The organism is Nonomuraea sp. ZG12 (genome assembly GCF_052068115.1).
Lineage (GTDB): Bacteria > Actinomycetota > Actinomycetes > Streptosporangiales > Streptosporangiaceae > Nonomuraea.
Window position 1 is genome coordinate 177,425 of record NZ_JBQHCW010000014.1, and the last position, 15,099, is coordinate 192,523.

13 protein-coding genes are annotated in these 15,099 nt (G+C 70.7%); 5 read left to right on the forward strand and 8 right to left on the reverse strand.

Annotation, left to right across the window (positions count from 1 at the left end; all coding sequences use genetic code 11):
• The first annotated feature begins 56 nt into the window (after positions 1–56).
• A complete protein-coding gene (locus tag ACTMTF_RS31620; RefSeq protein ID WP_441113951.1) occupies positions 57–1,625 on the forward strand; it encodes a DUF5722 domain-containing protein in 1,569 nt (522 codons plus the stop codon).
• 166 nt (positions 1,626–1,791) lie between these two features.
• On the opposite strand, the gene ACTMTF_RS31625 is transcribed toward ACTMTF_RS31620, so the two are convergent.
• On the reverse strand, positions 1,792–2,646 hold the full coding sequence (locus tag ACTMTF_RS31625; protein ID WP_441113952.1) for an alpha/beta fold hydrolase: 855 nt from the start codon (positions 2,644–2,646) through the stop codon (positions 1,792–1,794).
• Positions 2,647–2,683: 37 nt separating this feature from the next.
• The gene (gene nhaA, locus ACTMTF_RS31630) at positions 2,684–3,994 is read right to left on the reverse strand and encodes a Na+/H+ antiporter NhaA (protein ID WP_441113953.1); all 1,311 of its coding nucleotides are present in this window, start codon (positions 3,992–3,994) and stop codon (positions 2,684–2,686) included.
• Between the two features lie 190 nt (positions 3,995–4,184).
• On the opposite strand from nhaA, the gene ACTMTF_RS31635 reads away from it, so the two are divergent.
• The gene (locus ACTMTF_RS31635; protein WP_441113954.1) at positions 4,185–5,171 is read left to right on the forward strand and encodes a serine hydrolase domain-containing protein; all 987 of its coding nucleotides are present in this window, start codon (positions 4,185–4,187) and stop codon (positions 5,169–5,171) included.
• Here ACTMTF_RS31635 and ACTMTF_RS31640 read toward each other — a convergent pair.
• Both ACTMTF_RS31640 and ACTMTF_RS31645 read right to left on the reverse strand, forming a co-directional pair.
• A complete protein-coding gene (locus tag ACTMTF_RS31640) occupies positions 5,155–6,324 on the reverse strand; it encodes a serine hydrolase domain-containing protein (RefSeq protein WP_441113955.1) in 1,170 nt (389 codons plus the stop codon). The genes ACTMTF_RS31635 and ACTMTF_RS31640 overlap by 17 nt on opposite strands.
• A 33-nt stretch (positions 6,325–6,357) precedes the next feature.
• Positions 6,358–6,735 (reverse strand): hypothetical protein, encoded by a 378-nt coding sequence (locus ACTMTF_RS31645; protein ID WP_441113956.1) that lies wholly within the window; start codon positions 6,733–6,735, stop codon positions 6,358–6,360.
• A gap of 233 nt (positions 6,736–6,968) precedes the next feature.
• Between ACTMTF_RS31645 and ACTMTF_RS31650 the strand changes: the two genes are divergently transcribed.
• A complete protein-coding gene (locus ACTMTF_RS31650) occupies positions 6,969–8,126 on the forward strand; it encodes a DUF418 domain-containing protein (RefSeq protein ID WP_441113957.1) in 1,158 nt (385 codons plus the stop codon).
• Between the two features lies 1 nt (position 8,127).
• On the opposite strand, the gene ACTMTF_RS31655 is transcribed toward ACTMTF_RS31650, so the two are convergent.
• The 4 genes from ACTMTF_RS31655 to ACTMTF_RS31670 all read right to left on the reverse strand — a co-directional run bounded on the left by ACTMTF_RS31655 (position 8,128) and on the right by ACTMTF_RS31670 (position 12,824).
• Positions 8,128–9,132, reverse strand: a complete 1,005-nt coding sequence (locus ACTMTF_RS31655; protein WP_441113958.1) for a nucleoside hydrolase — start codon at positions 9,130–9,132, stop codon at positions 8,128–8,130.
• 61 nt (positions 9,133–9,193) lie between these two features.
• On the reverse strand, positions 9,194–10,585 hold the full coding sequence (locus ACTMTF_RS31660) for an extracellular solute-binding protein (RefSeq protein ID WP_441113959.1): 1,392 nt from the start codon (positions 10,583–10,585) through the stop codon (positions 9,194–9,196).
• The gene (locus ACTMTF_RS31665; protein WP_441113960.1) at positions 10,582–12,468 is read right to left on the reverse strand and encodes a hypothetical protein; all 1,887 of its coding nucleotides are present in this window, start codon (positions 12,466–12,468) and stop codon (positions 10,582–10,584) included. The genes ACTMTF_RS31660 and ACTMTF_RS31665 overlap by 4 nt, the downstream gene beginning before the upstream one ends.
• A 149-nt stretch (positions 12,469–12,617) precedes the next feature.
• The gene (locus ACTMTF_RS31670; protein WP_055509312.1) at positions 12,618–12,824 is read right to left on the reverse strand and encodes a cold-shock protein; all 207 of its coding nucleotides are present in this window, start codon (positions 12,822–12,824) and stop codon (positions 12,618–12,620) included.
• A 475-nt stretch (positions 12,825–13,299) separates the two neighbouring features.
• On the opposite strand from ACTMTF_RS31670, the gene ACTMTF_RS31675 reads away from it, so the two are divergent.
• Both ACTMTF_RS31675 and ACTMTF_RS31680 read left to right on the forward strand, forming a co-directional pair.
• Positions 13,300–13,818, forward strand: a complete 519-nt coding sequence (locus tag ACTMTF_RS31675) for a phospholipase (RefSeq protein WP_441113961.1) — start codon at positions 13,300–13,302, stop codon at positions 13,816–13,818.
• Between the two features lie 120 nt (positions 13,819–13,938).
• Positions 13,939–15,081: a serine hydrolase domain-containing protein gene (locus ACTMTF_RS31680; RefSeq protein ID WP_441113962.1), complete on the forward strand. Its 1,143-nt coding sequence runs from the start codon at positions 13,939–13,941 to the stop codon at positions 15,079–15,081.
• Positions 15,082–15,099 lie beyond the last annotated feature (18 nt).

Sequence of the window (15,099 nt, forward strand, 5' to 3'; positions counted from 1 at the left end):
TCTGCGCCGCGGATCGAGCGACGCGGATCTCCACCCTTTTCATGAGAGGACCCTTTATGCGGGCCTATCGATGGTGGCTGTGCATCGGCGCCCTTCTCCTGACCGCACTGGTGCCCAACGCCGCGCAGGCGAGCGGCATCACGCTCCCGTACCCGGTACGAGACGCGTACCGGATCAAATCCATCCAGCCCGATTTCTGGCCCGACAAGGCGGAAATAGCCGGGAACAACACCGGCGGCGTGGCGATCAACCTGGTGTGGGCCCACTGGGAACCGCAGATCAAACAGGCGCCCTGCGCCGCGAGCGAGCAGGAGTACGACGGCCGCTGCTTTGCCGTGCCGGCTGCCGTGGACGCCGAGATCCGCGACTGGAGCGAGCGCGGGCTCGTGGTCACCGGCATCGTGTACGGCACGCCGGCCTGGGCGCGTGCCGGCAAGGCGTGCTCGCCTGCCGCTCCCGGGTTCGAGATCTTCTGCACCCCTGCCGACGCGGCGGACTACGGCCGCTTCGCCGGCATGCTCGCCGAACGATACGACGGGTTGCACGACCACGGCCGGGTGGCCGACTTCGTCATCGGCAACGAGGTCAACAGCAACGTCTGGTTCGACATCGGCTGCGGCCAGGGCACCGCATGCGACCGGGAGCAGTGGCTGGCGGAGATCTCGGCGACCTACAACGCCGCCTACGACCGCATCGTCGCCGCACAACCCCACGCGCACGCGCTGATCTCGCTGGACCACCAGTTCGGCCCGGAGCTGGAGCGACCCGCCGCGGCGGACGCCACCCTCGCCGGGCAGACGGTCCTGCGCGGGCTGGCTGAGCGGGCCGGCGCCAGACAGTGGCGGGTGGCCTTCCACCCGTATGCGCGTGACCTGCGCAGCGACGCGTTCTCCACCGACGACTACCCCTACGTCACCTACGGCAACCTGGGCACGCTGGTGGGCTGGCTGCGCGCCACCTTCCCCGGCCGGACTTCCGCGTGGTCGCAGGTGCAGCTCACCGAAAGCGGCGTCAACTCCCTGAGCCCGTCCTCGCCGCAGCGTCAGGCCGCCGCGATCTGCGACTCCTTCCGTAACGTTCTCGCCACCCCCGGCATCGTCAACTACGTCTACCATCGCATGAGCGATCACCCCGACGAGGTCGCCGGCGGGCTCGCCCTCGGCCTGCGCAACCCCGACGGCACCGCCAAGCCCGCCTGGGCCACCTGGGCGCTGGCCAACCGCAACGACCTGACCCCGCGCCGGCTCTCATGCGGTTTCGAAAGCCTGCCGTACACCAAGCTCACCCGGGCGAACCATCCCACCCGAGGTCACTGGGCCTCCTCTCGCCTCCTGCCGCCCGGTTTCACCGCCGAAGGCAGTTGGCGGCTGCACCGTGACCAGGTCACCGGCACCGTCCCGCTGTACGAATGCCAGGTCGGCGGCCACAATCTGCTCACCCGCGAGCCCGGCTGCGAGGGCCAGCGCCCGCTCGGTCCGGTCGGCCACATCCATACCGAGCAGGTGCCCGGGTCCATCGCCCTCTACCGATGCCAGATTCCACGCAACGGCGACCACTTCATCTCTGCCAGCCCCGGATGCGAAGGCCAGCGGACGGAGGGACGTCTGGGATTCGCCCTTCAATGAGGATCGGCCACAACGGGGAAGCGCGCCGGGCGCAGAGACCTGGCGCGCGTCACCCGATGACCCGATCCGGACCGTCCAGCCACACTTGCCGCCCCTCGGCCGTGACCGTCATCATGGCGGCGAGGTTCTCGGCCAGGGAGGATGTCCACGAGCCTTCGCCTGCGCTTCAGCCAGGTGTGGTCGGCAGGCGGCTCAGCAGAGCGGGCAGCAGGGCGGGGTCCTCGTGCGGCGCCAGATGCCCCAGTCCAGGCGCGGTGACCACCTCACACCCCAGCAACTCACGCGCCGCGCCGCTGATCCAGCCGGGTGGATAGAACCGGTCCTCGGCTCCGGTGGCCACGACCGCAGGCGTGCCGGCCCAGCGGCGTACGACAGGGGCGGGCAGCGGCGGCGGGGCCAGGCTGGTGCGGCTGTGGCGGGCAACCAGGGTCATCCACTCGGCCAGCCAGTCCGCCGCCCGGTGCGCCGTACCGCTCATGTACCGCAGCAGGGCCTGACTGCGCCCCACGGTAGGCGCCACCAGCCAGGGCAGGGTGGCCCCGAGCAGCGCAGGGGTCAGCCGCGCCCGGCTCAGTCCGGCAGGGGAGAGCAGCACCAGCCCCGAGATACGCGGCCCGGGTGGCGCCGCCAGCGCCACGGCCGCGCCCAGCGAGTGCCCCACCAGGACGACCGGCCCAGGGCTCACCTGGTCGACGATCTCCCCGGCCCAGCCCCCGTAGGCGGCCAGGTGTCCTCGCCCGGGTCGCGCAGGGGCGCTCAAGCCAGGCTGGCCCGGCAGGTCAGCCATGATCACCTGGTGGGAGGGAAGCAGCGCATCAGCCACCTCCAGCAGCGTCGCGGCACAGAAGTTCGTGCCCGGTAACAGCAGGACACCCGGCCCCCGCCCGGCGATGACCACCGTCGTGGGCCCCAGGCCGGTCCCCAGCGTGTGCACCTGGTGGGGAGCCGACCAGGCGTCCAGCCGCTCCTGGCACCAGCGGCGGACCTGTCGCTCACCGGCGGCAGAGGTGTAGATGGTCACAAGGAAGGCCTTTCACCACGAATCCGCATGAAGAAGGTCAGCCGACCCGGTCGCTCTCGTACACGTCCGGCACGCCGTCGTGGTCGTGGTCGGCGGTCTCCAGCTCGTGGATGCGCCGATAGACCCGGTTGCGCACGCGCAGGATCACCGCCGCCAGCAGCGCCGCCGCCACCGACCCGGCCAGCACCGCCACCTTGACGTGCTCGTCGGCGCCGACCCCGAAGGCCAGCTCGCCGATCAGCAGTGACACGGTGAACCCGATCCCCGCCAGCACCGACAGCCCGAGCATGTCCACCCAGGTCAGGTCCTCGTCCAGGTCGGCATGGGTGAAGCGGGCGGTCAGCCAGGTCGCGGCCATGATGCCGAGCGGCTTGCCCACCACCAGCCCCACCGCGACCCCCACCACGATCGGGTCACCGAACGCGCCGGCCAGGCCGTCGAGCCCGCCCAGCGCCACCCCGGCCGACAGGAACGCGAACACCGGCACGGCCACCCCGGCGGAGAGGGGGCGGAAGCGGTGCTCGAAGTGCTCGGCCAGGCCGGGCCCGGCGTCGGGGCCGCCGGCCTTCTCGCTGCGCACCACCGGGACGGCGAAGGCCAGCAGCACCCCCGCGACGGTGGCGTGCACGCCCGAGGCGTGCACCAGCGCCCAGACCGCGACGGCCAGCGGCAGCAGCAGCCACCAGGACCGCACCCGGCGCTGCACCAGCACGGCGAACAGCGCCAACGGCGCCAGCGCCGCCAGCAGCGGGACCGGTGACAGGTGGTCGGTGTAGAACAGCGCGATGATGACGATGGCGATGAGGTCGTCGACCACGGCGAGGGTGAGCAGGAAGGTGCGCAGCGCCGTCGGCAGGAACCGGCCGATGACCGCGAGCACGGCCAGGGCGAAGGCGATGTCGGTGGCGGTGGGGATCGCCCAGCCCTTGCCCGCGCCCGCGACGCCCTGGGTGATGAGCAGGTACAGCGCCGCCGGGACGATCACCCCGCCGAGCGCGGCCGCGATGGGGACGGCGGCCCGCCGCAGGTCGCGCAGGTCACCGGCGACGAACTCGCGTTTGAGCTCCAGCCCGGCGACGAAGAAGAAGATCGCCAGCAGGCCGTCGCCGGCCCAGGCGGCCAGGCTCAGGTTCAGGTGCAGCGCCTCCGGGCCGACGTGGACGTCGCGCAGCCACTCGTAGGCGTCCGCCCACGGGGAGTTGGCCCAGATCATCGCCGCCACCGCGCCGATCAGGAGCAACGCCCCGCCGACGGTCTCCTTGCGAAGGATGGCGGTGACGCGGCGGGCCTCGGTCCACGACCCCCGGCCCAGCAGGGCAGGCTGACGCGAAGGGGCAGAGTTGGTCATAAGGGGCTCTCCGGATGTTCGGGTACAAGTCGGACGTTGCCGACCAGACTTCCCGGCGCACCACCTTCACTGTACCCACCGTCCGGCGGGCACCCGTCGAGCGGGGCCCGCCGGAAGAGAGGGCGCCAGGCTGCGGAGCCCAAGCAACTCATGTTGACTATCGCCGAATTAGTCAACTAAGGTTGCTCGCATGCCCTTGAAAGACAACGCGCTCCAGCGCGCCCTCGACCAGATCGTCGCCGACGGTGGTGGCCCCGGCGTCGTCGCCGAGCTCAGGGACGGCCAGGCGGAGCCGTGGTTCGGCACGGCGGGAGTGGCTGACCTGGCGACCGGTCGCCGGCGCTCACCGGGTGAGCACTTCCGCATCGGCAGCTTCACCAAGGCGTTCGTCGGCACGGTGGTGCTGCGGCTGGCGGCCGAGGACCGGCTGACCATGGACGACACGGTGGCCAAGTGGCTGCCCGGCGTGGTGGAGGAGCACCTCGGCGCGGACGGCGCCACGATCGGCGTCAGGCAGCTGCTCAACCACACCAGCGGACTCCCCGACGCCTTCCCCGGCCAGGAGACCCCGCGCCCGGAAGACCCCGGGAAGCGCTTCATCTATTCGAAGGTCAACTACGACCTCGCCGGAATGATCGTCAAACAGGCGACAGGCTCCACCCTCGCCGCCGAGATCGACCGCCACGTCGCCCGTCCGCTGGGCCTGACGGAGACGTACCTGCCGACCGGAGATCAGACGTTCCGCGGCCCGCACGCCCGGCACTACTCCAAGCAGGACGAGACGGGCGGCCCCACGGAGATCCACGACGTGACCGACGCGGACCTGAGCTGGGCCGGAGCCGCCGGGGGCATGGTCTCGACGACGTCCGACCTGCACCGCTTCCTCAGCGCCCTGCTGCGCGGCAGCCTCCTCCCGCCCGCCCAGCAGGAGGAGCTGTTCACCACCGTCCCGACGGACGGCTCCGGCTGGGTCCCGGACACCCGGTACGGCCTCGGCGTCTACTCCCAGCGGCTCCCCGGCGGAGCCACGCTCTGGGGAGGCGGCGGCTACATCCAGGGCTCGACGTCGTACGCAATGGGCGACCGCGAGGGCACCCGCCTGCTGGTGAGCAACCTGAACGGCGACTGGAACGACTTCCAGGAGACCTTCACCCGGCTCTTCAGCACGCGCTTCTGACCGCCGCCAGGAGACCGGCCGCTCTCAGGTCCGGCACGCCTTCCTGTACGTGGTTCATGACGTAGCCGAACGCGAGCCCGGTGGCCGGGTCGGCGAAGCCCAGCGATCCGCCCATGCCGGGGAACCCGAAGGCGGTCGGGCTGTACCAGAACGCATCGGGCGTCGGCAGGCCGAACCCGGCGCCGATCCGTACAGGGATGCGCAGGATGCGATCGAGGCCGCTGACCTGCTCCGCGGTCGCCGCCGCCAGGGTGGCGGGGGTGAGGATCCGGTGCCCGTCGACCTCGCCGATGAGCGCGGCGTAGAAGCGGGCCAGCGCGCGGGCGGTGCAGATGCCGTTGGTCGACGGCATCTCGGCGGCCTGCTCGGCGGGGTCGTTGTGGTCCAGCGGGGGTGACACGACGCTCATCGAGCGTACGGTCAGCGACGTCGGGTCGGCGTAGGCCGCCATCACCTCGCGCATGGGCTCGGGAAGGGCCGCCAGGTCGATCCGGGACAAGGCGTCGAAGTCGGGCACGGCGGCGATGATCCGGCTGACCCGGTGATGCTCGGACTTCGGCAGGCCGATCCACAGGTCCAGGCCCAGCGGCGCGGCGATCTCCGCCGCGAGGAAGGCGCCGATGCTGCGGCCGGTCACCCGGCGGACGACCTCGCCGACCAGCCACCCGTACGTCAGCCCGTGGTAGCCGTGCTCGGTGCCCGGCTCCCAGGCCGGGCGCTGGGCGGCGAGCGCGGTCACCATCGGCTCCCAGGCGATGGCCTCCGCCGGGGTGATCGGGTGGTCGATCGCGGGCAGGCCGGCCTGGTGGGTGAGGAGCCAGCGGACCGGGACGCGCTCCTTGCCGTTCGCCCCGAACTCCGGCCAGTACGTCGCGACGGGGGCGTCGAGGTCGAGTTCGCCGCGCTGGGCCAGCAGATGGGCGCAGGCGGCGACGACGCCCTTGGTCGTGGAGTACACGACCTGCAGGGTGTCGTGCTCCCAGGGGCGGCCGGTCTGTGGATCGGCGATTCCGCCCCACAGGTCCACGACCTTGCGGCCGTGCAGGTAGACGGCGACCGCCGCGCCCACTTCCTGGCCGCCGGCCAGATTGGCCGCGAACGCCTCGCGTACTCCGTCGAATCCCGGTGCGGTGGTCCCGCCGATTTCGGGCATGCGTCATCGCCTTCCGTGCCGTTGAGGGGTGTGTTACGGGCGCCACTTGTCGATGAGCCAGGCGCAGAGCTCCGGCTCGGTCATCTCGGGGAACTCCTCGGTGAACGTGGCGAGCACCCGCATCGCCTCGTCCCGGTCCAGGCCGAGCATCAACGCTCGTTTGAAGTAGTCCTGGCGCGCGGCCGTCGGACGGCCGCCGCCCGCGCCCCGGCCCGGCAACCCGTCACGCCACCGCACGATCTCCTCGACCCGGTCGGCCCGCCAGCCGGGAGCTCCGTCGATCTCGACGTCCGGCTCGGGGAACGGGTGACGCGAATCGCCAGGATGGCGGGAACGCCATTTGTGCACCGCGTGCCGGGTCACGCCCAGCGCCTCGGCGAGGCCGATCACGCCGAGGTAGTGCTCGGTCATGGCGCACCACCTTGTCTGCCCGGCCTCCTCTGGACTGCCATAGATACCACGCCTGAACATCGTCTCTGTCATGGACGACGTTAATGCAGTCGCAGAACATCGTCAACATCGAAGACGAAGTTCTACCTGGGCCCTGTGCCTAGGTCCACCCCCGCGGGCATCTATCCGCATTCCGGGCCCGCGATCCCGTCCGTAGCGTCGGAGATCCAGGGTCTTCGAACGAGGGACATGACATGACAACGTCGACACAAGCGCCACCAGGCCAGCTCGACACCGCCACGCGGGCGCTCGCCCCGGACCTGGCCCGGGGCGGCATGCTGCTGGCCATCGCGTTCGCGCACGCGCCGCTGTTCGTGGTCGCCGTCGACCGCGGCCCGGCCGTGCTCAACGACCTGGTCGGCTTCTTCCACATGCTCTTCGTCAACAACCACGCCCGGCCGATGTTCGCCTTCCTGTTCGGCTACGCGTTGGTGCAGCTGCTGCACCGGCAGACGGCGCGCGGCGGCGACTGGCCGGTCGTTCGCAAGCTGCTGCGCCGCCGGGGCTGGTGGCTGGTCGCGTTCGGGTTCGCGCACGTGGCGCTGCTGGTCCCCATCGACATCCTCGCCGTGTACGGACTCAGCTCCGTCCTGCTCGTCGGCATGTTGCGGGTCAGGGACTCCGTCCTGCTGTGGACGGCGGGGCTGACCATGGTGCCCGCCACCGCGCTGGTCGGGTTCGGCATGTGGCTGCCGCTGTCGCGGGGCAATTCCACGTACGCCGCGGGCTCGATCGCGGCGGGCACCAGCGGGCTGGGGGAGATGGTCGCCGGCCGGGTGGAGCTGTGGCCCTACTCCCTGGTCGCGGGCGTCATCATGGTCATTCCCGGGGTGCTGCTCGGCATGTGGGCGGCGCGGCGACGCGTGCTGGACGAGCCCACGCGGCATCGGACGTTCCTGGTCCGCGCCACGGTCATCACCATGGTCGTGTCGGTCGCCGGCTCCGTCCCCGCAGGACTCGTCCAGATCGGGGTCTGGGCGCCGTCGGGAGCCGCCGTGTGGATCACGGCGCTCGTGCAGCCGCTCACCGGATACTTCGGCGGCCTCGGCATGGCCGGGGGCATCGCGCTGATCGCCATCGTGGCCGAGCGGCGGCGCAACCGCCTGACCGTCGCGGTCGAGGCGCTCGGTCAGCGGTCGATGAGCCTGTACCTCTTCCAGTCGATCGTGTTCGTCGCGGTGTTCTACCCGTTCGGGCTGGGGCTGCAGGACGAGCTCGGGCTCGCGGGGGCCACGGGGGTGGCCGTGGCGACCTGGCTGCTGTCGTTGGTGATCGCCGATCTGATGCGGCGTGCCGGACATCGGGGCCCGGCGGAGATCCTGCTGCGCCGCCTCGCCTACCGCCGCCGATGACTCAGCCCCGGCCGTTCAGCGTGTCGAGGAAGCGCTGCTCGAACGCCTCGGTGTCGGCCGCCGTGCCGTACGAGAGCAGGCGCCCGGAGGGCGACAGGATCGTGCGCCCGGCCGAGGGCCCGTCCAGCACCACATCGAGGCGTCCGGCGGTGAACTCGACGTGTCCCGGATGGACGGCGCTCATCGCGGCCAGCGGATCCCACCAGTACAGCAGGTCGTCGGCGATCAGCGGCCGCACCTCGGGATGCGAGACGATCTCCAGCACGGTGGCGGCGGCCGGCGTGCTCTGGTCGGCGCGCAGCCGGTCGATGAACGCGTCGGTGATGAGCACCTCGTTGGCGGCGTCCAGCGACACCATGCGCACGCTTCCGCCGCTGCGGGTGAGCGCGGCCCGCGCCGCGGCCGGGTGGAGCCAGTAGTTGAACTCCTGCGTGCCGTCGAACTCCGGCGGGGTGCCGCAGCACAGGTTCCCGCCGACCTTCACCGCGCCGCCCATCGAGGTCAGCCGGGAGGCGGAGTACGGCAGCGCGGCGGCCACGTTGCTGAGCGGGCCGGTGGCGATGATCTGCGTGGCCGGTCTGGCCCGCAGCAGCTTCCTGATCAGGTCGGGGGCCCGCAGCTTCGACGGCGTCTCGTCGCCCGGGCAGCCGGGAGTCGCCGCGGTGAGCACCCGGTCGAAGAGCTGCCTCAGCTCGGCGGGAAAGGTGTTGGGCGCGTCACTCGTCGCGTCGGCGATCAGCACCTTCCGCAGCCCGAGCCGTTCGGCCAGGCACCGGGCATGCCGGATCGCCCGGCCCGGCAGGCCCGCGCCGCTGTTGGTCACCGTGATGGCCCGTAAGTCGATGCGCCCGGCCTTGTGCTCCTGCGACAGGTACGCCAGCGTGGCGGCGTCGTCGAAGTCCATGTCGGTGTCGAAGATGACCGCTGGTGGACGGGCCTGGGCCGCGGCGGGCAGCGCCGCCCACGGTGCCAGGGCCAGGACGAGGGCGAGCAGGATTCTCCGCATGGGATTCCCCCGGCTGCGAGACGACAGTCCGAGACCAGTTGAACCCGGCTCCTGAGCCCGGTCAACACGAGGGACCGTCGGCGGGGACTCTGCCGTTCAGGGCCGCCTCCAGGAGGCCGGGGGCGGTGGAGAAGAACGTGGCCCGCGGCACCCTCGTCTCCCAGGCGCCGCGTGCGCACGTGCGGAAGGCCTCGCTGAACTGCGCGTAGTAGGGTGACTTGGGTCTCGGGCGGGCCAGGTCGATCGACTTCCTGAGCTCGGCGGCCAATCTGGCCAGCTCGTCCTCGCTCACGGGAGTGGTCTCGGAGCCGCCCTCGTCCGGGCAGGTGGCCCCGTGGCCGGCCTGGTAGTCGTCGTACACCTTGGTCAGCACCGGACCGTAGCCGCCGCAGGCGAACAGCCGGGTCTGCACCGGCTCGCTGGTGAGCCGCTCGATCAGCTCCTTGGCCGGTTTCCGGTGCTTCGGCTGGATGTGCTGGGAGATCGCCAGCACCGAGCCGCCGAGGACGCCGCCCGGCCGGTTCGGCGCGGCTACCTCGAACAGCAGGTGCTTGTCGTCGCGGCGCATCAGCGGCTCGGCGGCCAGCCGGTGGAAGGCGATCGGCCAGTTGCGCATGTAGGACACCGGCCGGTCGCCGATCTCGCCGTCCTCGAAGGCGGTGGTGCTCGCGTCCTCGTCCAGCTGGAGTGATGCGGGCAGGACGGGCACGCTGTCTCTCGCGTCCCCGGCGAAGGGCACGATCTCGGGCGTCGTCAGCGCCTTCCAGGTGGCGTCCTCGTCGTCGCTGAGGACCACGTCGGTCCGGTCGGCGCCGTCGAGCGCCTTTCCGCCGCCGAACTCGATCATCTCCAGGAAGTTGATCGTGCTGATCTCCTTGTCGTCCAGCTGCAGGAGGTAGCCGCCGTCGGTCTGGTCGAGGCGGCGGAACTCCAGCAGCGCGTCGGCGGCGAACGGCACGCCGTACTGGTCCCCGTCGATCTGCGCCGCCTTCAGCGGGCCCGTCAGGAACCGGCCGGGATCGTCGAGCTCGATCGGCTCGATGTAGCCGTGCCGGGCGAACTCGGCCACCCACGCCACGTCGAGCACGAGCACGTCGTACTCGCAGCTGCCCACCTGCGCCACCGCCGCCATCTGGGCCCGCCGCAGGTCGGTGCTGTCGGAGAGCTCCAGCAGCTTGACCCGAGGGTACTTCTCCGGCCGGTCCCCGCTGTTCCAGCGGTCGAACACCTCACGCCGCATGCTGCCGGTGCTGATGTCGTCGCCGGTGGCCACGACGAGCTCGTTGCTGCCGCCGCAGTGCTCCGTGTGCGTCGTGGGCACGACGACCGGGTCGACCAGGGTGATCGCCGGGGTGGGCAGGGGCGCGGGGCTCGGGAGGCGGACCGTGCCCAGCAGGATCACCGACATCACCGCCGCGCCGCCCAGGAGCGCCCACACGGGCCGGGCCTTCATCGCCACCTCCGCACCGTGAGGAGGGCGTCGGCGATCGGTTCGCGCGTGCTGCTCGCCGTCACGCACATGTACGGCTTCGACGTGCCGCGAAGCTTGGACACGGCGCAGTCGTTGGGGCCGAAGACGATCACGTACAGGCCCGAGACGGCGGATGCCTCCGCCAGCGCCTCGCCGATCGACTCGGCGGCACCGGCGCCGCCCTCGTTGTCGAACAGGCGGCCGTCGGTGAGCAACACCACGGGCGCCGATCCGTCGCCTTCGCCGAGTTCCCTGACCCCGGCGGAGACCGGCGCGTCCCACCTGTCGAACTCGGCATTCTCGATCTCCGTGGCCACCGCGCCGAGTCTGGGGGCGCGCCCGGAGGCGATGTCGATCACCTCCGCACGGCCGTGCTCGGTCCTGCTGCCCAGGCCGAACACCTGGACGTCGTCACGCGGCCCGAGCATCCTGCCCTGGCCCCGCAGCGCCTCGGCGGCCTGGACGCGGACCGGGCGGGCCGCCGAGCCCGAGACGTCGAGCATCAGCCGCATGTCGACCGGTGTGCGGATCTTGTCCAGCAGCAGTTGGCTCAGTGTCGTGAGGCTGTGCGCGGTGGCCCTGCCCTTGCCGGGGATGGACTCGTGGTGGAACAAGGGCTTGCTCTTCAGCCACTGGCCGAACTTCTCGACCAGCGCTTCCTTCTCCGCCGAGCGCTGCCCTGCCCAGGTCACCGGGACGTACTGGTAGTCGAGCTTGCTGAGCTCGTGGTGACCCACGCCGACGAGCTCATGGCTCTGGCCGGTGTCCGGGCAGCCCTCGACGCGATCGTCGTTGAAGTCGCGCACGCTGTGGCCGGGCACGAGCATGACGATGCCGGGCCCGCTGGGCCGTCCCGCCACCGTCCCCGACTGACGCGCGGGCTCGTCGGCGAGGCGGTCGAACTCGCACAGCAGCGAGTTGACCGTGTCCGCCCCGAGGCCGTGGGTGACGAGGTCCTGCTCGGCCCGCTGGTACTTCGCCGGGGCCTGTTCGTACTCCGACACGGCCAGCCCACGCCCCTCGAACAGGTCGTGGGTCGCGATCAGCGCCGCCACTGACGTCTCGGGGTACGGGCGCGCGATCTTCATCCCCATCTCCGTGGTGAGTGTCGTCCACACCTTCTCGAAGGAGTAGTCGTCCGGATCGTTCATGATCCTGTCCAGCTCCGCCTTCCGGCCCTCGGTCATGGCCAGCACCAGCTGGTCCTCGCCGGCCGGGAGGTTCGCGCCCAGCTGCGCGGACACGCGCCCTCTGAGGTCGTCCGGTTGGGCGGCCGACGTGGCGACCCAGGCGTCGGGCTGCAGATCGTGCAGCCGGGCGTACGGCCGGCCGGTACGGTCTTCCATCTCCCAGCCGCTGTTGAAGGCGTTCAGCAGGTGGACGGGCGGCGGCACGGCGGCCACGGTCATCCGGAGCAACGGGCAGCCGTCCCGCTGCTGCTCCCCGCTGTACTGCCTGGACCGTTCCCTGAGCTGGACGACGTTCTCCGGTGCGGTGACCAGCCGCAACTCGGTCGGCACCGGGCAGGGGCTGCCCGCCGTGATCCCCTGGACGACCACCGACAGCAGGCCGACCAGCGCCATTCCGGCCAGCGCCCACAGGCCGAGCCGGATCGCCTGCGCGTGCGCGACGACGAAGCGGCCCAACGCCGGAATGTGCAGCAGCCCCGCGACGAGCACCGCGACGGCCAGCGGCGGCCAGAGCCTGAGAGGCAGGGGCAGCCGGTTGAACAGATCGAACCAGGGCGCGAGGATCCCGGTCACGACGGCGCTGGCCACAGCACCGATCAGCGCGGCCTTCGTGGTGCCGAACCTCGGCTGCGCGGGCGCGGGAGGGGGCGTCTCGTGCTGGGGGGCGTCGGGCATCTGAAGGGCTGCCTCCATGTGATCTGGATCACTTAGAGCTTAGTCAGCTTCCTCCTGAAGCGGGGCTGAAAGCGCCCTTCTGTGCCCCCGAACGCAGGCAGGGCCCGCACCGAAGAGGTGCGGGCCCTGCTGTGGAGCGTGTGCCGTGACTAGGCGGGAACGATGTTCTCCGCCTGCGGGCCCTTCTGGCCCTGGACGACGTCGAAGGCGACCTTCTGGCCCTCGGTCAGCTCACGGTAGCCACCGTTGGAAACGATGTTGGAGTAGTGGGCGAAGACGTCGGCGCCGCCGCCGTCCTGCGCGATGAAGCCGAAGCCCTTTTCAGAGTTGAACCACTTCACGGTTCCGGTTGCCATATCGATCTCCTTTTGATAGGTGCAGAGACGGGATCCGCACTTCACGAACCCCCATGTCGCTGGGATAAGCCCATCCGGAGATGACCGGCAAACAGAAAACGCACCTGAAGCGTTCTGTCAGGTGCGCACAAGTCCTTATGGGTACCACAACTGCAACTCGTTCAACGTACCACGTGCTTCCCGAAGAGCGCAAATGGGCGCGGTACGGCCCTCCTGCGGAGGGTGTCCGGCGGCGCCGAGGTGGCGCCCGCGCCCGCGCTGGACCGGCCGGGCGCCGTCCCGCGCCCGCCGGCCCGGAGCCGTCTGACGACGCCCGCTGACAGAAAGGAGGCTCGATGTAAAGGGCGGTCGTTGGCCAACCGACGAGAAGAAATTGATCGAGATCTGCTTCCGCCCCGTTCGGCATATCGCTTCTTCATCGGGAGGGATCAAGGGAAACTTGGGTTCCCCCCGGCCTACGAGAAGCAGGTCTCCCATGAACGGACGATTCCGCGCCACGCTGGCCTCGGCCGGCCTCTCCCTCGTCACCGTCATCGCGTCGGCGGCCCCGGCCCACGCGGTGACGCTGGAGCAGAAGCTCGCCGCGCTCTCCGGATTCACCCAGCCCACCGCACCCAGCGCTGCCTCCTGGCGGTCGGCCTGGGAACAGCAGGCGTCGTGGGCGGACTACACCTTCGACTGGTCCACGGACCTGTGCTCCAGCAGCCCCGACCAGCCGCTCGGTTTCGATTTCCGGATGTCGTGCCGGCGGCACGACTTCGGTTACCGCAATTACAAGGCCGTAAGTCAATTCCCGCAGAACAAGGGCCGCGTCGACGACGCTTTCTACTTCGACATGCGGCAGGTGTGCGCCGGATACTCCGGAATTCGCAAGTCGACCTGTGACGGCCTGGCCTGGACCTACTATCAGGCCGTCCGGCAGTTCGGTGACCTCCGGGTCAGTGACAAGCAGATCGAGCAGGTCCAGCGCGACGCCGAGCTCGCCGCCGCGTGACCTCTTCCTGGAAGGCCTCCGGGCGGGCGCGTCCGGAGGCCTTCTTGGTACAGCAGGCACCACCATGAGACTCCCGTCTGCGGGATCGAAGCGGCCCGCCCCCGGCCCTAGCTTTGCACCATGACGAATTCACGCTCCCGGAGGTTGACCGGCGCCTCCGTGCTCGCACTCGCGGTTCTGGCAGGCCCGGCCGCGACCGCCGTCCTGGCCGACGCGGCTCCCACGCCGTCCGTCCAGGGGGCCCTGGACGACCTGGTGAGCAAGGACGGGTTTCCCGCGGCCCTCGCCGCCGTGCAGGGCAGTGGCGGGCGCACGAGCGACTACGTCGCCGGGGTGGCCGACCTGGAGGCCAGGACCGCCGTGCTGGCCGACGGGTACGTGCGCATCGGCAGCAACACCAAGACCTTCACCGCCGTGACCCTGCTGCAGCTGGTCGGCGAGGGCAAGGTCAAGCTCGACGGCCCGGTCGAGACCTATCTGCCCGGCCTGCTCCGCGGCAAGGGCGTCGACGGGCGGCGCATCACCGTGCGGCAGGTGCTGCAGCACACCAGCGGCCTGCCGGAGTACACCGACTTCCTGGCCAAGGGCGCCCTGCCCTACCAGCACGCCTACTTCCAGCCCCGCGACCTGCTGGACATGGCGCTGAAGAAGAAGGCGCAGTTCAAGCCCGGCAAGAAGTGGATGTACACCAACACCAACTATCTCGTCGCGGGCCTGATCATCGAGAGGGTCACCAAGCGCCCGGCGATCGAGGAGATCACCGAGCGGACGATCAAGCGGATCGGCCTGGAGGAGACCTACTTCCCGAACGTGGGCGACGAGCGGGTGCGCACCCCGCACGCCAAGGGCTACCACCGGGACGACCCGAAGAAGCCGATGACCGACGTCACCGTGTTCGAGCCGTCCCAGGCCTGGACCGCCGGCCAGATGATCTCCACCCCCAGCGACCTCAACCGCTTCTTCACCGCCCTCCTCGACGGCAAGCTGCTCAAGCCCAAGCAGCTCAAGCAGATGCGCACCACGGTCAAGGTGCCGGAGCTCGGCCCCGGCGGGGAGTACGGGCTCGGCCTCAGCGGCGTCAAGCTGACCTGCGGCGGCACCGCCTGGGGGCACGGCGGCGCCATCCCCGGCTACTACACCGCCAACGCCGCCACGGACGACGGCCGGGCCGCCGCCATCGCCGTCACCCACCTGCCCACCACGCTGCCGGCCCGCGCCAACGTCGAGAAGGCCCTCGACACCGCCCTCTGCGCCAAGTCCTGATACGCCCCTTACGTGGTT